Genomic DNA, 19,382 nt, shown 5'->3' with positions numbered 1-19,382 from the left:
CATCAATACAGGCCGGATATACGTATGCAGTTTTATCCTGATTACCGAAAATAACGGAAACCCCACTTGCAGGAAGCGAGGTGTCCATATATGTATTCATAGCGAGTCGGGTGAGGCGGCCCTGTTATCTCTGAAACCAGAGCGGGTTAGATGGAGATTACAATGCCAGCCAGGACAGCGGAGACTTGCTGACGGCGGCGCCGTAGATGTAGGCAAAGATGGCGATGGAGGCCAGGGCGGCACCCAGACGCTGGCCGCGGGTCTTGCCGCGCTTGATGGCGAGGGTGCCAATCACGATATACAACACCAGGCCGATCACCTTGGCGGTGAGCCAGGGGCTGTTGCCGAAGGGGATCTGCTGGCTCTGTACCGCCAGCCACACGCCCAGCGCCAGCAGCAGGGTATCGTTGACATGGGGCAGTATTTTCAGCAGTTTGTTGTTGATGCGGGCAGGTGACGGCACGGCCAGCCAGGCACGCAGCATGAATAGGGTGATGCTGATCAGGGCAAACATCATGTGGGCGTGTTTAACAGCCAGATAAGACATAATAACTCCAGAGAAGACAACAGGATGCCGCCATGATAGCAGTATATCGCTTGGACTTTGCACCGAATACCGAACTGGATCAAGGCGGTGCCGAACCTGGCCGTGTAGCTTGTGCCGAGACACTCACTGTATTGAGGTAACGACGATGAATAAATGGTTTTATGGTTTGGCGGGCGCCCTGTTATCCGGGCCCGTGCTGGCGGCGTCGATCACCGTGTATAAATCGGAGACCTGTGGCTGCTGCGAAGACTGGGTGAGGCACATGGAAGCGTCCGGCTTCGAGGTGAAGGTGGTGAATCGCGATAACCTGGCCCCGGTGAAGGCCATGGCCGGTGTCAAACCGGAGCTGGCTTCCTGTCACACCGGGCTGGTCGATGGTTATGTTATCGAGGGCCATGTGCCGGCGGCGGACGTGAAGCGATTGCTGGAACAAAAACCGGCGGTGCGCGGCCTGACCATTCCCGGCATGCCGCAAAGTGCCCCGGGCATGGACATCCCCGGTACCCCTTACGAGGTGCTGAGTTTCGATAACCAGGGCAACAGCGCCGTCTTCAGTCGTTATCCAGGATAGTCTCGTCCGGCTCGAAGGCGATAAACCGGCGGCCCCGAAATACCAGGGTGCCGGTTTCTTCCTGCTCGAGCTGCTCATAGAGGTGCTGGGTTACCCGAAACTCACGTTCATCATTCCCTTCCAGCGGCCGGAAGGACACATAATACTGTACGCTCGGCGGTGGCATCTCTGTCTGATCCTTGCAGGGTCGGCCCATGAATTCCCGGGTGCGTTTGCCGGCCACCATCACCGCCAGGCTGTGTGGGGGCTGACCGCTATGATAAAAGTAGGTATAGAGCCGCCGGCCGATCACCATGGCGGCGATGGCGATGATGCCCCAGAACACGATCTTGTCCATTGAATCTACCTCCCTGTTTTGTTCAGCTTAATGCTTGTATACGGCGGCGCAAGCCGATTTGATGAAGGTGACCCTTGAACGGCTCGAAGGCGAAAATAGTACGACAGTTGCTGTTCTGCATGGGGCTGCTGTCGCCCGCTGTGGGTCAGGCATTACCCCTGCCGGCGTGGCTGCAGGTGCAGGCGACCCTGACCCGGGCGCAGGTGCCGGCCTGTCCCAAAGAGCAGGCCGAAGGCCTGGTGCTGACGCTGAATGAAGGTCGTATCGAAGGGCGACTGGAGCGCTTGAGTCTGGATCTGAGTTGCTCTCGCAGTGGCGGAGGCACCGCCGAGGGCGAAGGCGATGCCTTGTCGCTGCTGCTGACACTGCCGGCCATCGACTTTCAGGTCGACAGCCTGACCCTGCATCTGCCCGAGGTCGTGGTGACCGGTGCCGCCGAGCTGCGTCATAACGAACAACATCTCGAGATTATCTGGCATACGGATGCCGGCGAGGCACGGCTGGAACTGCTGCCGGAGCGGCATGGCTGGCGCTGGCAGGGGCAGTTACCGGGTGCCTTGATGGCACCCGGCTTTCAGCATCATCTGACCCTCAGCGGTGACTGGCAGCCGGAACAGCCATTGCGGCTGCTGGCCGAAGGCGAGCTGCCGGCGCCATTAACGGGCACCTGGCAACTGCAGCTGACGGCCGTTCAGGGAGAACACGGCTGGCAGCTGCAGCCGGACTCGCGACTCAGGGTGGCGCGGTTGCGCTGGAAGCAGCTGGAACTCAAGCGGCTGGAACTGGCGCCGGTAGGGGGCTTTATGCGGGAGGGCCCCTGGCGTGCGCGCCTGAGCTGGCAGCAGGGGCGCTGGCAACGACAGGCTCTACCCGGCGCGGCACTGCTGTTGAGCGGGGCGGGAGCGGATCGGCACCATGGCACTGTGGCACTTGAGCTGGCTCGCGGCCTGCAGTTGAAAGGCGACTGGCTTTACGACCAGGGGCTGGCGCTGACGGTGCCGCCCCAGTCGCTGCCGGTCACCGGGGTGTGGCAATGGCTGAGCGGCTGGCTGGCGCTGCCGGTGGGGCTGGCACCCGAAGCGGGCACGCTGCTGCTGTCGCTGTGGGCAACGAACCTGCTCGATGCGGGGCAACCGATAACACTGAAGGCAGAGCTTGATGAGGGGCGGCTGCGCTATCGGGATATGCATGCCGAGCAGGTGGCCGCCGGTTTCGCGTTGAGATGGGATCAGGGGGGGCTGAGTAGCCTTGGCCCCCAGGCCCTGACGGCGGCGCGGTTCGAGGTGGGGGTGCCCATTACCGATATTCACGCCGCCCTGGGTTGGCGAGATGGCAAGCCCTGGCTTTCCGGGCTGACGGCCCGGGCGTTTGGCGGCCGACTGGCGCTGTCTCCCATGGCGCTTGACGCCAGGCCTCATGGTGAGGTGCACCTGAGCGATATTTCGCTGGAGCAGGTGCTGGGTTATGCCGGTGTCAACGGACTGACCGGCAACGGCAGCCTGCACGGGCGGCTGCCGTTTTCGTTCGATCAGGGTTTCAGCATCTCGGCCGGCAAGGCCTATAGTGATAATGGCTGGATTTCCTATCAGGCCGGTGAGTCGTTGCTGGCCCGTGGCAGGAATAATCTGTCGCTCGGGCTGACCCTGGGGTTGCTCAGTGACTTGCGTTACCAACGGCTGGAGGCGGATATTTCGATGGCGGCCAGTGGCGAAGCTGTTATCGATAGCCGGTTGCGGGGGCAGGCGCCGGTGATGGGGAAAATGCACCCGGTCAACTTCAATTATCGCCACCAGGAAAACCTGTTACAGTTGCTGGCCAGTTTGCGTTTCGCCCAGGAGTTGAGTGAGCGGTTGCCGGCCAGGCTACAGGGGGAGAGCGAGTAAATGCATAAAGGTACGGCCATGACGGGCCCCTTGTTACCGGGTGTTTTACTGGGTGTGTTACTGAGTGTTTTACTGAGTGCCTGCACGCCCCGGGTGGAGGTAATGGTGCCGGACAAGCCCATTACGGTCAATTTGAACGTGAAGGTGGATCACGAAATCCGGGTTCGGGTCGATCGAGAGCTGGAAAAGTTGTTTGAACAGGAACAGGACTTGTTCTAGGGAGTCTCTATGCGGTGGTTAGCATTGATGTTGGCGGCCTGCCTGAGCTGGTCGGCCTGGGCGCTGGATTTGCAGCAGGCCAAGCAGCAGGGCCTGATCGGCGAACAGCTTAATGGCCTGGTGGGTGTGGTGCGTGGCAGCGGTGAGGTAAATGCCATCGCCAGCGACATCAATCGCAAACGGCTGGAAAATTATCAGGATATCGCCCGGCGGACCGGCACCAGCCTGACCGTGGTGCAGAGTCGCGCCGGTCAGTTGAATATAGAGCGTACTGCCAGCGGGCATTATATCCAGCTGGCCGATGGCAGTTGGCGACGCAAGTAACAGCAAGCAAGTAACAGCAAGCAAGTAAGTAAGTAGTTACTTTCATGGCTAGGTCGGTTATTTCTGGCTCCATTCGAGTTTTTTATACTGCTCTTCTTCGTATTTATCAGTAAATAATTTGGCGAATCGTGCCTTGATTGGTTAATATCCCCCCACTTTTGGATTGTCGAAGTTGAAGGAGTGGTGGTATGCGCAATAGGGTTAAGCTTTGCTTGATGTTAGCATGGGTGGCTTGTGCCAAACCCTACGCTAAAGGTACCGATGTGGAAGTAAAGCCTCCTGTCGCCAAGAAAATCCCCCACGTTCTGAACAATCACGACGACATCCGGATCGACAACTATCACTGGATGCGAGACGACGAGCGCGACGATCCGCAGGTGCTCTCCCATCTGGAGCAGGAAAACCAGTACAGTGAGCGGGTGCTTACCCCGCTGAATTCGCTGCAGGAAGACTTGTATCGGGAGATGATCGCCCGCATCCGTCAGGACGACAGCTCGGTCCCCTATCTGAAAAATGGTTACCGTTACCAGACCCGTTACCAGAAGGGTCTGGAATATGGCATTCTCGAACGCCATCCCGAAGGTCAGCCCGAGCAGATAGAACTGCTGCTGGACGGCAACGAGCGCGCCAAGAAGCAGGCCTATTACGGTCTGGGTCAGGTCGCGGTCAGCCCCGATCAGCAGACCCTGGCCTTTGCCGAAGATTTTGTCTCCCGTCGTCAGTATCAGATCCGCTTCAAATCCCTGCAAAGCGGCGAGCTCTTTGATGAAGTGCTGGAAAATACCTCCGGCAATCTGGAATGGGCCAACGACGGCAAGACCCTGTTTTACGTCAAGCAGGACGAAAATACCCTGCTGCCCTATCAGGTTTACCGTCACACCCTGGGCACGCCCCAGAGCGAAGACGTGCTGGTGCATGAAGAGCAGGACAGCAGTTTTTATACCAGCATCTACAAGAGCCGCTCCGAAGACTACATCGTCATCGGCGCCTGGAACACGGTATCCAGCGAAATCAGCCTGATCTCGGCCAACGATCCCACCCAGGCTGCGCAGGTGTTTCTGCCCCGCCAGCGGGGTCACGAATACGATCTCGAGCACTATCAGGGCCGGTTTTATGTGCGTTCCAACAAGGATGGTGTCAACTTCGGCCTCTATCTGGCGGAAAACGGCACCCCGGAGCAATGGCAGCCACTGATCCCGGCCCGGAAGGAGGTGATGCTGGAGGGCTTTACCCTGTTCCGTGACTGGCTGGTGCTGGAGGAGCGCAGCGAGGGCCTGGTGCACCTGCGTCAGATCCACCGCAAGGACGGCCGCGAGCACGACATTCGTTTCGATGATCCCGCCTACGTGACCTGGCTGGGGGTAAACGCCGAAGACGACAGCCCCTGGTTGCGCTACGGCTATTCTTCCATGACCCGGCCGACCACCATCTATGAAGTGAACATGGACACCCAGGAGCGGCGCGAGCTCAAACAGCAATATGTGGGCGAGCAGTTCAATGCCGATGAGTACCGTAGCGAACGGCTGTGGATCACGGCGCGGGATGGCGCCAGGGTGCCGGTGTCGCTGGTATACCGGGCCGACAAGTTCAAGCGCGATGGCAGCAATCCGCTGCTGGTCTACGCCTATGGCTCTTATGGGGCCAGCATGGATCCGGACTTCAACAGCTCGCGTCTGAGCCTGCTCGATCGCGGCTTCGTCTATGCCATCGCCCATGTACGTGGCGGCGAAGAGCTGGGGCGGGACTGGTATGATCAGGGCCGCCTGCTCAGCAAGGAGAACACCTTTCACGACTTTATCGACGTGACCCGCGAGCTGGTGCAGCAGGGTTATGGTGACAGGGAGCGGGTCTTTGCTTCCGGTGGTAGCGCCGGTGGCCTGCTGGTGGCCTCGGTCATCAACATGGCGCCGGAGCTTTACAAGGGCGTGGTGGCGGCGGTGCCCTTCGTGGATGTGGTGACCACCATGCTGGATGATTCGATTCCGCTGACGACGGGCGAATACGACGAATGGGGCAACCCGGCGGATCCCGAGTATTACCATTACATGAAGTCGTACAGCCCTTACGATCAGGTGCAGCAGCAGCCTTATCCGCACATGCTGGTCACCACAGGTCTGCACGATTCCCAGGTGCAGTACTGGGAGCCGGCCAAGTGGGTGGCCAAGCTGCGCGAGATGAAAACCGACGATAACCTGTTGCTGCTGCATTGCGACATGGATGCCGGTCACGGTGGCAAGTCCGGCCGTTTCGAGGCGTATCATGAGCTGGCGCGGGAATACGCCTTCCTGCTGGCGCTGGCCGATGAAGGAGTCGGCACTCGGCTGGCCGCCGGCTTGAGCGCCCCGGACGACGAAGTGATTCGTTAAGCCTCAGTGACTCGTTAACCCATTAAAAAGGGCCGCACAGCGGCCCTTTTTGATCGTTGGCTGACAAGCAGGTCTAGATTACGCAGCAATAGCAGGTAACCCTGCTGTTGCTGCGTACAGCTCAAGGTGTTGTCTGGATCAGCCGCCGATGGACTGAATAATCACCACCAGCACCAGTGCCGGGCACACGAAGCGCACGTACCAGGGCCAGATCTTCCAGAACAGTCCCTGCTCCAGCTCGGGGCAGCCCGACTTCAGTTCGGCCAGCACCTTGCTGCGCTGCCAGATCCAACCGGCATACAGGGTAATACACAGGCTCACCAGCGGCTGGACGTACTGGGTGGTGAGGGTGATCACCAGCCCGAACAGGGCGCCGAAGTTCAATACTATGATCACGCTTACCAGGGTGCACAGGGCGGTCATCAGGCAGGTGGCCTTGATGCGCGACAGGCCGGTGGATTCCATCGCCAGCGACACCGGCGCTTCCAGCATGGAGATGGATGACGTCAGTGCCGCTACTATCATCAGCAGGAAGAAGGCGAAGGCCATCGGGTACTGGGCCTGACCCATGGTTTCAAACAGTGCCGGCAAGACCGAGAATACCAGGGTATCCGAGCTGAGCAGGCTGCCGTCTTCGGCAAAAATGGGCACGCCATTGTGCTGGGCCACATACATGGCGGGCAGGATCAGCAGACCGGCCAGAAAGGCCACGCCCGTGTCCAGCAGGGTCACCTGGGCGGCCAGGGCAGGAATGTTGGTCTGGCGGCTGAGATAAGAGCCATATAGCATCATCACCGCCGCGCCCAGCGACAGCGAGAAAAAGCTCTGGCCTAGGGCGCCGATCAGCACCTCACCGTTCAGCACCCGCGAAAAATCCGGCACCAGATAGGCCTTGAGGCCTTCGCCGGAACCCGGTTGCAGCAGCATGTAGCCGGTCAGCAGCACCAGCATGATCAGCAGCAGCGGCATCAGCCGGCTCGACCATTTCTCGATGCCCTGTTCCAGTCCCCGACTGACCACATAGAGGCTCAGCAGGGCAAACAACAGGGTGAACACCAGGTTGCGGGTGGTGGAAAAGCCGGTCAGCCAGCCGGCGGCATCATGGGTGCCCACCAGGCTGGCCAGCGGCGTCAGGGCATAGGCGACAAACCAGCCGGAGATGATGGCGTAGAAGGTGAAAATCAGGCTGACGGTGATCACCGCCGCCAACCCCACCAGGCCGGCGATGGCCTTGCCCAGCGGGTTGGCGGTCAGGGTTTGCAGCGCCCGGAACGGAGTGGCCTGGCCGTGACGCCCTATGGTGATTTCCGCCACCAGCATGGGGTAGCCAAGCAGGAAGATAAACAGCAGATAGACCAGCAGAAAGGCACCACCGCCGTTACTTGCCGCCTGAGTGGGGAAACCCCAGATATTGCCTACGCCGATGGCCGAACCGGCGGCGGCCATCACGAATCCCAGCTTGCTGCTGAACTGCGCCCTTTTTTCCACGTCTTGCTGCTCCTGCTGACTGTAAAGTTAAACGTACAATGTCTATCGAATAAAAATGGCGAAGACTATGGTGTTTTGCAGAGTTTTTGTCAAAGAGAAGTGTTGAGGGTAGGGGATAACAGTGGTCTTGCTTGTATTATCAGCAAAAAATAAGGCGGGATATCCCGCCTTATTTGGTCGTGCCAGCTGTGTTGCCGGTTAGCCAGGACCGTTATGCAAACCGGGTGGTGAGTCTGAGCCAGTTGCGCCGCTGAGTGGTGAAGGTGGCTTTCAGCTCATCACAATTCAGCTTGAGACGCAGCTCTTCGTATTTGCAGCGCGCCGATGTTTTCTTCAGCTCCAGCAGGCTCTTGCGTACCTGATAGTAATGCTTGAGCTGGTGCAGCAAGCGCTCGTACTCGCTGTGCAGCAGAGCCAGCCACTGCTCGGTATCGGCATTCTGCTGCCGGCGCAGTATTTTCTGGCGGGCCACTTCCAGCCGGCGTTCCAGCCGGGCCTGCTCGATCCGCTCCTGCGGACAGGTCCGCAGGCGTGAAGCCAGACCCAGCCAGCTCATGGTGCGGATCAGCCACTTGGTGGGGTCGTAGTGCCACCAGCGGATGCCGTTGCGATAATCGAATTCGAAAAGATGGTGAAAGTTATGATAGCCCTCGCCGAAGGTCAGCACCGCCAGCAGATCGTTGTCGCGGGCCGAGTTCTTGCTGGTGTAAGGCTGGCGGCCCCAGTAGTGGGCCAGGGAGTTGATGAAGAAGGTGACATGGTGGCCGAGAAACAGGCGCAGTACGCCGGCCATCAGCAGCATGCCCCAGATATCACCGTGCCAGACCCCCAGCAGCAGCGGCAGGCCGATATTCATCATCAGAGTGAGCGCCAGGTAGTGCTTGTGCTGGAATTGCAGTATGGGGTTGCGTTTGAGGTCGGGAATATTGCTGTCGTCGGGGGTGTGATAGTGACGCAGCATCCAGCCCATGTGCGAGAACCAGAGCCCGCGGCTGGCGGAATAGGGATCCTTGTCCAGGTCATCCACATGGCGATGGTGGCGCCGGTGGTCGGCACACCAGTGGTAGGTGGAGTTCTGCAGCGACAGGGCGCCGCCCAGGGCAAAGACCCATTGCAACAGCGGGTGGGCATCATAGGCCTTGTGCGCCCATAGCCGGTGGTAGCCGGCGGTAATCGACAGACAGCTGTAACTGAACAACGTCAGCATGGCAAGCCATTGCCAGCCATCAAAGCCCTGGGTCAGGCCGTACCAGGGGACCAGTATTATCGTCGCCAGGCCGGTGCCTGAAAACAGCAGAAGGTTGGTCCAGAGTAGTGGGGGTTTACGCATGTCTATATCCATTGAGCGAACAGCTGTACACTATTTTCGTCTTTAAGGGCGGTCAGCGTCAATCATAAATTGGCCAGGCAGAAATTGACAGGTCGGGGCTGACCGCGTTGTGGCAAAGGGGTATGATCCGATGATTAACACCTTGGACCCTGGTGTGCCGTGGGCATTCGCGCAGAACAAAAAGAAAAGACCAGACGCACTCTGATTGATGCGGCTTTTCGCCAGTTGAGCGCCGAACGAAGCTTCTCCAGTCTGAGCCTGCGTGAGGTGGCGCGGGAGGCGGGGTTGGCACCCACCTCTTTTTATCGTCACTTCAAGGACATGGAAGAACTGGGGCTGACGCTGGTGGATGAGGGTGGCCTGACCCTGCGCCAATTGATGCGTCAGGCTCGCCAGCGCATTGCCGATGGTGGTAGTGTGATTCAGATTTCGGTAAAAACCTTCATGGAGTTTATCGAACGGAGTCCGGATGTGTTCCGGTTGTTGCTGCGGGAGCGTTCCGGTACCTCGGCTGCCTTCCGTCAGGCGGTAGCTCGCGAAATTCAACATTTTACCGCCGAGCTCACAGATTATCTGGAAGAGAAGCAGCAGACTAGCCGAAGCTACGCCGAAACCCAGGCCCAGGCGATGGTGACCATAGTGTTCAGCGCCGGGGCCGAAGCACTGGATATGAACGAAAAAGAGCGCTCGGCTCTGGCCGAACGCATGATCCTGCAGCTGCGTATCATTGCCAAGGGCGCAGATGCATATAACAAGGCAAAGAGGCTATAGGCCCCATATTAAGGAAGGATGACAATGTCAGGAAATAAACAAATTCGTCGCAAACCTGTCTTGTTCGCGCTGTTGGTTGGTCTCTGTGGTAATGCCACCCTGGCCACGTTGAGTGTCAGCCAACTGGCATTTTCCATTTTCCCCATCATTGCATTGGTGCTGGCCGCGTACATCTTGTATCAGGAGTATCTGAGCGTACCCATGGAAGGTGATACCCCTCTCTGTACCCTGCTCGCGTTCCTGATTGGGGTATTCGGTTACTCGGCGTTTCTGCGCACCCAGTTCCCGGAATTGGGAACCAACTACCTGTCGGTGATGATTAGCCTGGTACTGGTGATCTGGCTGGCATTGAAGATGGGTGTAGCAGCCCGGCCTACCGCCGAATAAGGCAAACCGCGAATAAAACGGTAATAAAAACGAGAGTGCCCGCCTTATGGCGGGCACTTTTTAATGGTCGGTAACCACCGGCAAGTCGGTGCTGCCGCCCCATTCGGTCCAGGAGCCATCGTATACCGCTATGTGTTTGTGGCCGGTCAGACTGGCTGCCAGGGCAAGAATGGCGGCGGTAACGCCCGAGCCGCAGCTGCAGATCAGGTGTTGCTCGGGGCCCAGCAGGGGCGTCAGTGTCTTCGCCAGTTGCTCCCGGGGCAGAAAATGGCCTTGTTGCAGCAAGTCGGCAAAGGGCAGGCAATGGGCACCGGGCATATGTCCGGGACGAACACCGGGGCGAGGATCGGCGGCCTGGCCGCTGAATCGCTCCAGGCTGCGGGCATCCAGCACCCGGGTATCAGGCTGTGACAGGGCCGTCTGTACCCGAGACAGGTCGGCTATCCAGTCGGCTTGCCGGTGGGCGACAAAGTGACCGGGTGCGACGTCGCTCGGCTCACCCTGCTCCAGGGGATGTCCCTGTTGTATCCAGTCCGGCAGACCGCCATCCAGCACGGCGACCCGCTCGTGCCCCATGGCCCTGAACATCCACCAGGCCCGTGGTGCGGCAAAAATGCCGCTGCTGTCGTAAATCACGATGTGATGATGGTTGCTCAGGCCGAGCTCCGATATCTGCCGCGAAAACTGGGTTTCCGATGGCAGCATATGGGGCAGCGCACTGTCGTTATCCTTGATTTTACTGTCGAAGTCGAAGAAGCGGGCGCCGGGAATACGCTGCTGGCGCCACTCCTGTTCTCCCGATCGCTTGGCGGCGGGCATGTGCCAGCTGGCGTCCAGCACCACCAGATCCGGATGTTGCAGGTGGGCTTTCAGCCAGTTCGAGTCCACCAAGGCCGATGGCAGCTGTAACCTTTTCATCAAAACTACTCCTTAATATCAGACGGTTTTATCCTAAGCGGGGGGACCATGTTCGGCCACCGTTTTATGGTGTGGCGTAAACCTGAGCATTTGGCTGTTTATCTTGTAAGAGATCTCTCAATTGAGGGATGGATAAAACCTTTTAATGTGCAGGATTAATGATGCTTATGTATTTTTTGATCATTTAAAACAATAGCTTAATTTTTTTCGTATTCTGCTGTGAACTTTTTGTCTGTTTTTTTGCCTTGAGGCATGAGCAAACTTCTCTATAGTTAGAAGGGCAAGGAGCAAGGAAGTCGGTCAGGAAGACAGGCTGCCAGGAACGGCGAAAGGAACCCCGCAGGATGCGGTCAAGGACACCTCCAGGACGGAGATAGTCGAGCGACTCAGGATGAATCGCGGTCAGGATGACCAGGACACCCCGACGGATCGGGAAGAGGAACACCTTAAGGATAAGGTAATTTGTCAGGGAATGCAGGGAGCAACTTGGTTTAAGGATTAACCATACGACAACCCAAAAGGGGGTGACATGATGTCATCCCCTTTTTCTATCTGTCATTCTGACGCAGAGACTGTATGAGCGAGTGGATTCCGGTTTATCAGGCAGCCAACAGCCTGGAGGCACATACCCTGAAGGGATCGCTGGAAGTCTCGGGAGTAGGGGTACGGTTGCAGGGAGAAGCCCTGTCCGGCGCCTTGGGTGAACTGCCCGCCAATGCCGTGGAAGTGACGGTGCTGGTGCGGGCGAGGGATCTGGAGCAGGCACAACTCATCCTGGAGCCTTACCGTCGAGGCGCCGGCCCCGCCTGGTATTGCCGGCGCTGTGGTGAACACAATGCCGGCAGCTTTGAAACCTGCTGGCAGTGCGGCCACGAGGCCGACACTACCGAGCAGTAATGTTTCTTGGTCACAAATCAGCTAGCGCGATAAAGAGGCAGGGCTTGAGCTTAGCGCTTTTGTTCGGTGATTTCTTTCAGGCGCGCCCTGTGGTGATGCATGGCAAAGGAGCCGAATACCAGCACCGCCAGATAATCCTTCAGGGTGGGGTGCAGCAGGTTGGCGACCTGCTTGAGCATCAGCATCTGCAACAGGTGCATGAACAGCACCACGGCACCCAGGATCAGCGGCATGGAGCCGACTTCCTGAAAATCGGGGCCCACCAGCGCATAAATAATCCCGGCCCAGAACACCAGCATGACCAACCGCATCACGACATTTAATACCTTCATTCCACCTGTTCCCTTGTATAAAGCTGATAACTGACCTGGCCCGCCTGCTTGTCTTTCAGCAGCCGCCAGTTGGGCGGTAGCAGCAAGGATTCCGAATTCTGTTCCCGCTCGATATAGATTTTTGCGTCTTCGCTCAGCCAGCCGCCTTGTTCCAGCAGTTGGCAGGCGCTGGGCAGCAGTTCCCGGTGAAACGGCGGATCCAGAAACACCAGATCGAATGGCGTCGCCGCCGTTTGCAGAAAAGCGAGAGCATCGGTATTGATGACCCGGCCCGGCGCCTCGGGCAGGCTGGTCAGATTGCGCTGCAGCTGCTGTGCCACCCGGGCATCTTTCTCTACCAGCACCACTTCGGTGGCACCGCGCGACAGGGCTTCCAGCCCCAGGCTGCCGCTACCGGCAAAGAGATCGAGACAGCGACACTGACGAATGTCGAACATCAGCCAGTTGAACAGGGTTTCTTTTATTCTGTCGGTGGTGGGTCTGAGCCCTTCGCTGTTCAGCACCGGCAATTTTCGGCCGCGCCATTGGCCACCGATCAGGCGAATTTGTCCGCCGCCCGCCGAGGTATTTTTTGCCGGTTTTGCTTTTGCCATCTCGTTTCGCCGTCTTTCAATAAAGTGCTAGTATAAGGCGGTTTTGCACCCATAAGGGGTGAGTATTCTAATGAAGGGGCCGAGTCACGGCCAGCCCTAATCTCCCCCGACACAAGCGAGTAATAGCAGGATGGCGAAAAAAGGTTTTTTTTCCTGGCTGAACTTTGGCAAAAACAAAGATCAGCAGGACCTAGCAGAAGAACAAAAACAGGCCGAGCAGCCGGCGATTGAATCGGAAGTTGAATCCGGTAGCGCAGAAGTGGAAGAGGCGCTGCAGGAACAGCAGGCTCAGGCGGCAGAAATACAAGCAGCGGAGCAGGCCCGACTGGCGGCGGAAGCCGAAGCGCAGGCTCGTGCGGAAGAAGAGGCCCGACTGGCGGCGGAAGCCGAAGCGCAGGCTCGTGCGGAAGAAGAGGCCCGTCTGGCGGCAGAAGCCGAAGCGCAGGCTCGTGCGGAAGAAGAGGCCCGTCTGGCGGCGGAAGCCGAAGCGCAGGCTCGTGCGGAAGAAGAGGCACGGCAGGCGGCGGAAGCCGAAGCGCTGGCTCGGGCGGAAGAAGAGGCTCGTCTGGCGGCGGAAGCCGAAGCGCGGGCTCGTGCGGAAGAAGAGGCACGGCAGGCGGCGGAAGCCGAGGCGCTGGCTCGGGCGGAAGAAGAGGCTCGTCTGGCGGCGGAAGCCGAGGCGCTGGCTCGTGCGGAAGAAGAGGCCCGGCTGGCGGCGGAAGCCGAAGCGCAGGCTCGTGCGGAAGAAGAGGCTCGTCTGGCGGCAGAAGCCGAAGCGCAGGCTCGTGCGGAAGAAGAGGCACGGCAGGCGGTGGAAGAAGCCCGTCTCGCCGCCGAAGAAGAGGCGGCGGAGCAGGCCCAGCTGGCAGAAGAAGCCGAGGAGGCCGCTAAAAAGGCCGAAAAGGCGCCCAAACAGGGCTTTTTCGCCCGCCTGAAACAGGGACTGCTGAAAACCAGACAAAATCTGGGCTCCGGCTTCTTCGGTCTGTTCAGCGGCAAGAAGATTGACGACGAGCTGTTCGAAGAGCTGGAAACCCAGCTGCTGACCGCCGATCTGGGCGTGGAAACCACACTGTCGATCATCGATAACCTGACCCGTCAGGCCAGTCGCCGTCAGCTGAAAGACGGCGAGGCGCTTTATGAGCTGCTGAAAGAAGAGATGGGTGCCATCCTGGACAAGGTCGACAAGCCGTTGGTTGTCGACAGCGAGCACAAGCCTTACGTGATCCTGATGGTCGGCGTCAACGGTGTCGGCAAGACCACCACCATCGGCAAGCTGGCGCGTCAGTTCCAGGCCGAGGGCAAGTCGGTGATGCTGGCGGCGGGCGATACCTTCCGCGCCGCGGCGGTGGAGCAGCTGCAGGTATGGGGTGAACGTAACCATATTCCGGTGATTGCCCAGCATACCGGCGCCGATGCCGCTTCGGTCATCTTCGATGCGGTCGAGGCCGCCAAGGCGCGCAAGGTCGATGTGCTGATTGCCGATACCGCCGGGCGTCTGCAGAACAAGGCGCATCTGATGGACGAGCTGAAGAAAATCGTGCGGGTGATGCAGAAAATCGACGGCGCCGCGCCGCACGAGATCATGCTGACTCTGGATGCCGGTACCGGCCAGAATGCCCTGAGCCAGGCCAAGGTGTTCAACGAGGCGGTGCCCATTACCGGTATCACCCTGAGCAAGCTGGACGGCACTGCCAAGGGCGGGGTCATCTTCGCGGTGGCCGACAAATTCGGCATCCCCATTCGCTATATAGGGGTGGGCGAGAAGATTGACGATCTGCGGCCCTTCAACGCGAAAGAATTTATCGACGCGCTTTTCACTCGGGAAGAATAAATGATCCGCTTCGAGCAGGTGAGCAAGGTATACAGCGGCGGTTTTCAGGCCCTGCAGAAGGTCAGTTTCCACCTGGAGAAGGGGGAGATGGCGTATCTTACCGGCCATTCGGGGGCCGGCAAGAGCACCCTGCTCAAGCTGATCAGCGTAATGGAAAGGCCCACCGACGGTCAGGTGCTGTTCAACGGCCAGGATGTCAGTCGTATCGGTCGCGACCATATCCCCTATGTACGGCGCCGTATCGGCATGATTTTTCAGGATCATCACCTGATTAATGCCCGTACCGTGTTCGACAATGTGGCGCTGCCGCTGGTAATAGAAGGTTATAGCCATCAGGATATTCGTCGCCGGGTGTCGGCGGCGCTCGACAAGGTCGGCCTGCACGGCAAGGATCGTTACTTTCCGCCCATGCTGTCCGGCGGTGAGCAGCAGCGGGTGGGCATTGCCCGGGCCGTCGTCAACAAGCCGTCCCTGCTGCTGGCGGACGAGCCGACCGGCAACCTGGATCCCGAGCTGTCAATGGAAATACTGCGCCTGTTCGAAGCGTTCAACCGGGTTGGCGTCAGCGTGCTGATTGCCACCCACGATACCGGTCTTATCAACTCCCAGCGTTATCGTACCCTGACCCTGGATAGTGGCCGGCTGCAGACGGAGGAAGCTGTATGAGCAGGCACAAGTTGTCCTGGCCGCAGCGTCTGGCCATGTATGGCGTCGATCACCTGCGGCAGTTGTTCGCCAGCCTGGGTGAATTGTGGCGTACCCCGCTGAGTTCGCTGATGACCATTGCCGTGCTGGGGGTCAGCCTGGCATTGCCGGCGAGTTTTTATGTGTTGTTGAAAAATGCCGAGTCGGTCAGCGAGTTCTGGCAGAGCAAGGCGCAGATCAGCCTCTATCTGCAACAGAATGCGACCGACGCCCAGGTTACCGAGCTGCAGCAGCGGCTGGCGACCCTGGCCGAAATTGACAACATCACCTATATCAGCGCCGCTCAGGGCCTGGCCGACTTCAAGGGTGCCGCCGGTTTTGCCGAGGCGCTGGAGCTGCTGGAAGACAATCCGCTGCCGGCGGTGTTTATTCTGAATCTGTCCGAGGGTGGCCGGGCGCCGGATGCCGCCGAATTACTGTTGGCGGACATGAGCGCCGAGCCCATAGTGGCGACGGCCCGGCTGGACATGGCCTGGCTGGCCCGGCTGTCGGGCATTGTCGATCTGTTGCGCCAGGCGGTGGTGGGCATGGCCGCCCTGTTGCTGGCCGGCGTGCTGCTGGTGGTCAGCAATACCCTGCGGCTCAACATCCTCAACTGCCGTTACGAGATCGAGGTGATGAAGCTGGTGGGGGCGACCGACAGCTTCATTCAACGGCCCTTTTTGTATGTGGGGCTCTGGTACGGCATTATCGGCGGCCTGCTGGCCTGGTGGTTGACCCTGGTGATGGTGTTCTGGCTCAGCCACAAGGTGAACGCGCTGGCGGCCTTGTATCAGAGTGACTTCGATCTGCTGGGGCTGGGCGCACAGGAAAGCCTGCTGCTTATCCTGGCCGGCACCCTGCTCAGCCTGCTGGCGTCCGGATTTTCGGTACGGCGTCACATCCGCGCCATAGAGCCCGGTTGAACTCGATGCCCTTCTTATGGTCTTATGGGAGCAGAAACAGGCGATCCGCTTGACATTTATTCCCAGATAAATACATTTTCCGTTGCTGCGCACTCATCTTGCAATGTGTGCACAACCAGACCACCAACGTCATGGCAGGGGTGCAAGCCGCAGCTGTTTTGATACGGAGTCATGTAATGAATGCGAGTTTAATGACGACAGATTTTCAGCGCCACTTTGCCCTGGTTCCCCAGGGCAGCCTGGAGGCCTATATCCAGGCAGTCAATACCATTCCCGTGCTGAGCGCGGAAGAAGAAAAATCACTGGCCGAGCGGCTGCAGAACGATGGCGATCTGGCCTCGGCCCGCCAGATGATCATGTCGCACCTGCGCTTTGTCGTGCACATTGCCAAGAGTTATTCCGGCTACGGCCTGCCCCAGGCCGACCTGATCCAGGAAGGCAACATCGGCCTGATGAAGGCGGTCAAACGCTTCGACCCTACTGTGGGCGTGCGTCTGGTATCCTTCGCGGTACACTGGATCAAGGCAGAAATTCACGAATACGTGCTGCGTAACTGGCGCGTGGTCAAGGTGGCCACCACCAAGGCGCAGCGCAAGCTGTTCTTCAACCTGCGCAAGTCCAAGAAGCGTCTGGGCTGGTTCAACCAGCAGGAAGTGGAAATGGTGGCCGAAAACCTGGGAGTGCTCCCCGCCGAGGTGCTGGAGATGGAGTCGCGCATGAGCGCTCAGGATCAGGCCTTCGATCTGGCGTCCGATGACGACGACAAGGACACCAGCTTTTCACCGGTGCATTACCTGCAGGATCATGCCTCGGACGTGGCCCAGCAGGTGGAGGAAGCCAACTGGGAGCAAACGGCCAATCGCCGTTTGCGCGCGGCGCTGGCCACGCTGGACGAGCGCAGCCAGCATATTATTCAGGCCCGCTGGCTGGATGAAGACGACAAGACCACACTGCAGACCCTGGCCGACGAATACGGGGTCTCTGCCGAGCGTATTCGCCAGCTGGAAAAAAGCGCATTGAAAAAGCTGAAAACGGCCATGGACGCATAAGCCGGCGGGATGTTCGTGGATTTTCCGGTGTTTAAAGGCCCCTTGCGGGCCTTTTTTCCGCCTATTTTATAAAAACCAACTGACAACATGGCAGGTAGTATCCCATGAAAGAACTGAAGCATCTGTTTGACAACAACCGGGGCTGGTCCGAGCGCATCAAGGCGGAAGATCCGACCTTTTTCGAGAAGCTGTCGCTGCAGCAGGCGCCCGAATACCTGTGGATCGGCTGCTCCGACAGCCGGGTACCCGCCAACCAGCTGACCGGCCTGCTGCCCGGCGATGTGTTCGTGCACCGTAACGTGGCCAACCTGGTGGTGCATACGGACTTCAACTGCCTGTCGGTGGTACAATACGCCGTTGAAGTACTCAAGGTGAAGCACATCATCATCTGTGGCCACTACGGCTGTGGCGGCGTGCTGGCGGCCATGAAGAACCAGGAGCTGGGACTGATCGACAACTGGTTGCGCAATATCAAGGATCTCTGCCACAAGCACGAAGACACCCTGAACGCCATCGAGGATCAGCAGATCAAGGAAGATCGCATGTGCGAGCTGAACGTGGTCGAGCAGGTCTCCAACCTGTGTCACACCACCATAGTGCAGAATGCCTGGAAGCGGGGCCAGCCCCTGTCGGTACACGGTTGGGTGTATGGCATCAAGGACGGCCGCCTGCACGATCTGGATATGTGCGTGTCGGGCGTGGATCAGATCCCCGATGTCTATCGTGTGTTCCGCCAGCGGGTGCTGGGCGAAGAACAATAAATAATTGATTAGGAAATTTTCATGAGACGTGAATTGGCCATTGAATTTTCCCGAGTGACCGAAGCCGCCGCCCTGGCTGGCTACAAGTGGCTGGGACGAGGCGACAAGAATATCGCCGACGGTGCTGCCGTGGCGGCCATGCGTCATGTACTGAATGAAATCGAAATCAGTGGCGAAGTGGTGATCGGCGAGGGTGAAATCGACGAAGCGCCCATGCTTTATATCGGCGAAAAAGTGGGTCTTGGCGGTGATGATGTCGACATCGCCGTCGATCCCATCGAAGGCACCCGGATGACGGCCATGGGCCAGTCCAATGCGCTGGCGGTCATTGCCGTCGGTGAAAAAGGCGCTTTCTTGCGTGCTCCCGACATGTATATGGAAAAGCTGATCGTCGGTGCCGGCGCCAAGGGCGCTATCGATTTAACCAAATCGATAGAGCAAAACATCAAGGCGGTCGCCAAGGCGCTGAACAAGCCTTTATCCCGCTTTACCGTAATCACTCTGGCCAAGCCGCGCCACGACAAGGCGATCAAGACCATGCAGGCCCTGGGAGTACGGGTATTCGCCGTGCCCGACGGCGACGTGGCGGCGTCCATTCTCGCCTGTATTCCCGAGAGCGAAGTCGACATGCTCTATGGCATCGGCGGCGCCCCCGAAGGGGTGATTTCCGCGGCGGCGGTGCGTGCGCTGGACGGCGACATGCAGGCTCGCCTGGTACCCCGTTACGAGGTCAAGGGCCCGAGTGAGGACAACCTGGCCGCCGGTCAGGTCGAGATCGAACGCTGCAAGCAGATGGGCATAGAAGTGGGCAAGGTGCTGAAGCTGGAAGACATGGCGCGCACCGATAACGTCCTGTTTGCGGCAACCGGCATCACCAAGGGTGATCTGCTGGAAGGCATCAGCAGCGACGGCCACTACGCCCACACCGAAACCCTGGTGATCCGCGGCAAGTCGCGCACCGTGCGTCGTATCCGCTCCACCCATATCCTGTCCCGTAAGGACCCGAAATTGCAGGAAATAATACTGTAAGTGCTGCGGCGGTAAAAGTGACGTGTGATGCCTGAGGAGTAATACCAATCCCAGTAATGATATGGTCATATTGAGGCCCCAGACCAGAGGCAACACAGCCGCCTCCCTCGACACGCCATAAACCCATCCTTGGGGG

21 protein-coding genes are annotated in these 19,382 nt (G+C 58.8%); 14 read left to right on the top strand and 7 right to left on the bottom strand.

Annotation, left to right across the window (positions count from 1 at the left end):
• Nucleotides 1-157: 157 nt before the first annotated feature.
• Nucleotides 158-547: a SirB2 family protein gene (locus HNR62_RS15550; RefSeq protein ID WP_204796989.1), complete on the bottom strand. Its 390-nt coding sequence runs from the start codon at nucleotides 545-547 to the stop codon at nucleotides 158-160.
• A 145-nt stretch (nucleotides 548-692) separates the two neighbouring features.
• On the opposite strand from HNR62_RS15550, the gene HNR62_RS15545 reads away from it, so the two are divergent.
• A complete protein-coding gene (locus HNR62_RS15545; protein ID WP_204796988.1) occupies nucleotides 693-1,118 on the top strand; it encodes a DUF411 domain-containing protein in 426 nt (141 codons plus the stop codon).
• Here HNR62_RS15545 and HNR62_RS15540 read toward each other — a convergent pair.
• A complete protein-coding gene (locus tag HNR62_RS15540; RefSeq protein WP_204796987.1) occupies nucleotides 1,099-1,455 on the bottom strand; it encodes a DUF2500 domain-containing protein in 357 nt (118 codons plus the stop codon). The two genes, HNR62_RS15545 and HNR62_RS15540, sit on opposite strands and share 20 nt — an antisense overlap.
• Before the next feature lie 74 nt (nucleotides 1,456-1,529).
• Between HNR62_RS15540 and HNR62_RS15535 the strand changes: the two genes are divergently transcribed.
• From HNR62_RS15535 to HNR62_RS15520, 4 genes are all read left to right on the top strand, one after another.
• Nucleotides 1,530-3,338 (top strand): intermembrane phospholipid transport protein YdbH family protein, encoded by a 1,809-nt coding sequence (locus HNR62_RS15535; protein WP_239552868.1) that lies wholly within the window; start codon nucleotides 1,530-1,532, stop codon nucleotides 3,336-3,338.
• On the top strand, nucleotides 3,339-3,557 hold the full coding sequence (locus HNR62_RS15530; protein WP_239552867.1) for a YnbE family lipoprotein: 219 nt from the start codon (nucleotides 3,339-3,341) through the stop codon (nucleotides 3,555-3,557).
• A 9-nt stretch (nucleotides 3,558-3,566) separates the two neighbouring features.
• Nucleotides 3,567-3,881, top strand: coding sequence for a YdbL family probable chaperone protein (locus HNR62_RS15525; RefSeq protein WP_239552866.1), 315 nt, complete (start codon nucleotides 3,567-3,569; stop codon nucleotides 3,879-3,881).
• A 215-nt stretch (nucleotides 3,882-4,096) separates the two neighbouring features.
• Nucleotides 4,097-6,247, top strand: coding sequence for a S9 family peptidase (locus HNR62_RS15520; RefSeq protein WP_239552865.1), 2,151 nt, complete (start codon nucleotides 4,097-4,099; stop codon nucleotides 6,245-6,247).
• 138 nt (nucleotides 6,248-6,385) lie between these two features.
• Here HNR62_RS15520 and HNR62_RS15515 read toward each other — a convergent pair whose 3' ends face one another.
• Together HNR62_RS15515 and HNR62_RS15510 are read right to left on the bottom strand one after the other, a co-directional pair.
• Nucleotides 6,386-7,735 carry a sodium-dependent transporter gene (locus tag HNR62_RS15515; protein ID WP_204796985.1) on the bottom strand — a complete coding sequence of 450 codons (1,350 nt, stop codon included), beginning with the start codon at nucleotides 7,733-7,735 and terminating at the stop codon, nucleotides 6,386-6,388.
• A 211-nt stretch (nucleotides 7,736-7,946) separates the two neighbouring features.
• The gene (locus HNR62_RS15510; RefSeq protein WP_204796984.1) at nucleotides 7,947-9,065 is read right to left on the bottom strand and encodes a fatty acid desaturase; all 1,119 of its coding nucleotides are present in this window, start codon (nucleotides 9,063-9,065) and stop codon (nucleotides 7,947-7,949) included.
• A 159-nt stretch (nucleotides 9,066-9,224) separates the two neighbouring features.
• Here HNR62_RS15510 and fabR point away from each other — a divergent pair, with 159 nt between their 5' ends.
• Complete coding sequence (gene fabR / locus HNR62_RS15505; protein WP_204796983.1) at nucleotides 9,225-9,836, top strand: HTH-type transcriptional repressor FabR; 612 nt, start codon at nucleotides 9,225-9,227, stop codon at nucleotides 9,834-9,836.
• A 24-nt stretch (nucleotides 9,837-9,860) separates the two neighbouring features.
• Complete coding sequence (locus tag HNR62_RS15500; RefSeq protein WP_204796982.1) at nucleotides 9,861-10,223, top strand: YijD family membrane protein; 363 nt, start codon at nucleotides 9,861-9,863, stop codon at nucleotides 10,221-10,223.
• 60 nt (nucleotides 10,224-10,283) lie between these two features.
• Here HNR62_RS15500 and HNR62_RS15495 read toward each other — a convergent pair whose 3' ends face one another.
• The gene (locus tag HNR62_RS15495) at nucleotides 10,284-11,141 is read right to left on the bottom strand and encodes a sulfurtransferase (protein WP_204796981.1); all 858 of its coding nucleotides are present in this window, start codon (nucleotides 11,139-11,141) and stop codon (nucleotides 10,284-10,286) included.
• A gap of 576 nt (nucleotides 11,142-11,717) precedes the next feature.
• On the opposite strand from HNR62_RS15495, the gene HNR62_RS15490 reads away from it, so the two are divergent.
• Nucleotides 11,718-12,038 (top strand): putative signal transducing protein, encoded by a 321-nt coding sequence (locus HNR62_RS15490; RefSeq protein WP_204796980.1) that lies wholly within the window; start codon nucleotides 11,718-11,720, stop codon nucleotides 12,036-12,038.
• 50 nt (nucleotides 12,039-12,088) lie between these two features.
• Here HNR62_RS15490 and HNR62_RS15485 read toward each other — a convergent pair whose 3' ends face one another.
• Nucleotides 12,089-12,370: a DUF1145 domain-containing protein gene (locus HNR62_RS15485; protein WP_204796979.1), complete on the bottom strand. Its 282-nt coding sequence runs from the start codon at nucleotides 12,368-12,370 to the stop codon at nucleotides 12,089-12,091.
• Nucleotides 12,367-12,963, bottom strand: a complete 597-nt coding sequence (gene rsmD, locus HNR62_RS15480) for a 16S rRNA (guanine(966)-N(2))-methyltransferase RsmD (protein ID WP_204796978.1) — start codon at nucleotides 12,961-12,963, stop codon at nucleotides 12,367-12,369. Before rsmD ends, HNR62_RS15485 begins: the two co-directional genes overlap by 4 nt.
• Nucleotides 12,964-13,093: 130 nt before the next feature.
• Here rsmD and ftsY point away from each other — a divergent pair, with 130 nt between their 5' ends.
• From ftsY to glpX, 6 genes are all read left to right on the top strand, one after another.
• Complete coding sequence (gene ftsY, locus HNR62_RS15475) at nucleotides 13,094-14,797, top strand: signal recognition particle-docking protein FtsY (RefSeq protein WP_204796977.1); 1,704 nt, start codon at nucleotides 13,094-13,096, stop codon at nucleotides 14,795-14,797.
• Nucleotides 14,798-15,463 (top strand): cell division ATP-binding protein FtsE, encoded by a 666-nt coding sequence (ftsE, locus tag HNR62_RS15470; RefSeq protein ID WP_204796976.1) that lies wholly within the window; start codon nucleotides 14,798-14,800, stop codon nucleotides 15,461-15,463.
• On the top strand, nucleotides 15,460-16,407 hold the full coding sequence (ftsX, locus tag HNR62_RS15465) for a permease-like cell division protein FtsX (protein WP_204796975.1): 948 nt from the start codon (nucleotides 15,460-15,462) through the stop codon (nucleotides 16,405-16,407). The genes ftsE and ftsX overlap by 4 nt, the downstream gene beginning before the upstream one ends.
• Before the next feature lie 191 nt (nucleotides 16,408-16,598).
• Entirely contained in the window at nucleotides 16,599-17,456 is an 858-nt protein-coding gene (gene rpoH / locus HNR62_RS15460; protein ID WP_204796990.1) for an RNA polymerase sigma factor RpoH, read from the top strand.
• A 104-nt stretch (nucleotides 17,457-17,560) separates the two neighbouring features.
• On the top strand, nucleotides 17,561-18,217 hold the full coding sequence (gene can / locus HNR62_RS15455; RefSeq protein ID WP_204796974.1) for a carbonate dehydratase: 657 nt from the start codon (nucleotides 17,561-17,563) through the stop codon (nucleotides 18,215-18,217).
• Between the two features lie 21 nt (nucleotides 18,218-18,238).
• Nucleotides 18,239-19,246: a class II fructose-bisphosphatase gene (glpX, locus tag HNR62_RS15450; RefSeq protein WP_204796973.1), complete on the top strand. Its 1,008-nt coding sequence runs from the start codon at nucleotides 18,239-18,241 to the stop codon at nucleotides 19,244-19,246.
• The last annotated feature ends 136 nt before the right edge of the window (nucleotides 19,247-19,382 follow it).

Origin of the sequence: Oceanisphaera litoralis (assembly GCF_016907015.1) — a bacterium.
Taxonomy (GTDB): Bacteria; Pseudomonadota; Gammaproteobacteria; order Enterobacterales; family Aeromonadaceae; genus Oceanimonas; species Oceanimonas litoralis.
The sequence above is the reverse complement of the archived record's forward strand: the minus strand, read 5'-3'. Positions and strand labels throughout refer to the sequence as shown.

What these genes read in the sequence shown, in the direction of transcription:
- HNR62_RS15550 (WP_204796989.1), bottom strand. Translation starts at nt 547, where the DNA reads ATGTCTTATCTGGCTGTTAAACACGCCCACATGATGTTTGCCCTGATC.
- HNR62_RS15545 (WP_204796988.1), top strand. Translation starts at nt 693, where the DNA reads ATGAATAAATGGTTTTATGGTTTGGCGGGCGCCCTGTTATCCGGGCCC.
- HNR62_RS15540 (WP_204796987.1), bottom strand. Translation starts at nt 1,455, where the DNA reads ATGGACAAGATCGTGTTCTGGGGCATCATCGCCATCGCCGCCATGGTG.
- HNR62_RS15530 (WP_239552867.1), top strand. Translation starts at nt 3,339, where the DNA reads ATGCATAAAGGTACGGCCATGACGGGCCCCTTGTTACCGGGTGTTTTA.
- HNR62_RS15525 (WP_239552866.1), top strand. Translation starts at nt 3,567, where the DNA reads ATGCGGTGGTTAGCATTGATGTTGGCGGCCTGCCTGAGCTGGTCGGCC.
- HNR62_RS15520 (WP_239552865.1), top strand. Translation starts at nt 4,097, where the DNA reads ATGTTAGCATGGGTGGCTTGTGCCAAACCCTACGCTAAAGGTACCGAT.
- HNR62_RS15510 (WP_204796984.1), bottom strand. Translation starts at nt 9,065, where the DNA reads ATGCGTAAACCCCCACTACTCTGGACCAACCTTCTGCTGTTTTCAGGC.
- HNR62_RS15500 (WP_204796982.1), top strand. Translation starts at nt 9,861, where the DNA reads ATGTCAGGAAATAAACAAATTCGTCGCAAACCTGTCTTGTTCGCGCTG.
- HNR62_RS15495 (WP_204796981.1), bottom strand. Translation starts at nt 11,141, where the DNA reads ATGAAAAGGTTACAGCTGCCATCGGCCTTGGTGGACTCGAACTGGCTG.
- HNR62_RS15490 (WP_204796980.1), top strand. Translation starts at nt 11,718, where the DNA reads ATGAGCGAGTGGATTCCGGTTTATCAGGCAGCCAACAGCCTGGAGGCA.
- HNR62_RS15485 (WP_204796979.1), bottom strand. Translation starts at nt 12,370, where the DNA reads ATGAAGGTATTAAATGTCGTGATGCGGTTGGTCATGCTGGTGTTCTGG.
- rsmD (WP_204796978.1), bottom strand. Translation starts at nt 12,963, where the DNA reads ATGGCAAAAGCAAAACCGGCAAAAAATACCTCGGCGGGCGGCGGACAA.
- ftsY (WP_204796977.1), top strand. Translation starts at nt 13,094, where the DNA reads ATGGCGAAAAAAGGTTTTTTTTCCTGGCTGAACTTTGGCAAAAACAAA.
- ftsE (WP_204796976.1), top strand. Translation starts at nt 14,798, where the DNA reads ATGATCCGCTTCGAGCAGGTGAGCAAGGTATACAGCGGCGGTTTTCAG.
- ftsX (WP_204796975.1), top strand. Translation starts at nt 15,460, where the DNA reads ATGAGCAGGCACAAGTTGTCCTGGCCGCAGCGTCTGGCCATGTATGGC.
- rpoH (WP_204796990.1), top strand. Translation starts at nt 16,599, where the DNA reads ATGACGACAGATTTTCAGCGCCACTTTGCCCTGGTTCCCCAGGGCAGC.
- can (WP_204796974.1), top strand. Translation starts at nt 17,561, where the DNA reads ATGAAAGAACTGAAGCATCTGTTTGACAACAACCGGGGCTGGTCCGAG.
- glpX (WP_204796973.1), top strand. Translation starts at nt 18,239, where the DNA reads ATGAGACGTGAATTGGCCATTGAATTTTCCCGAGTGACCGAAGCCGCC.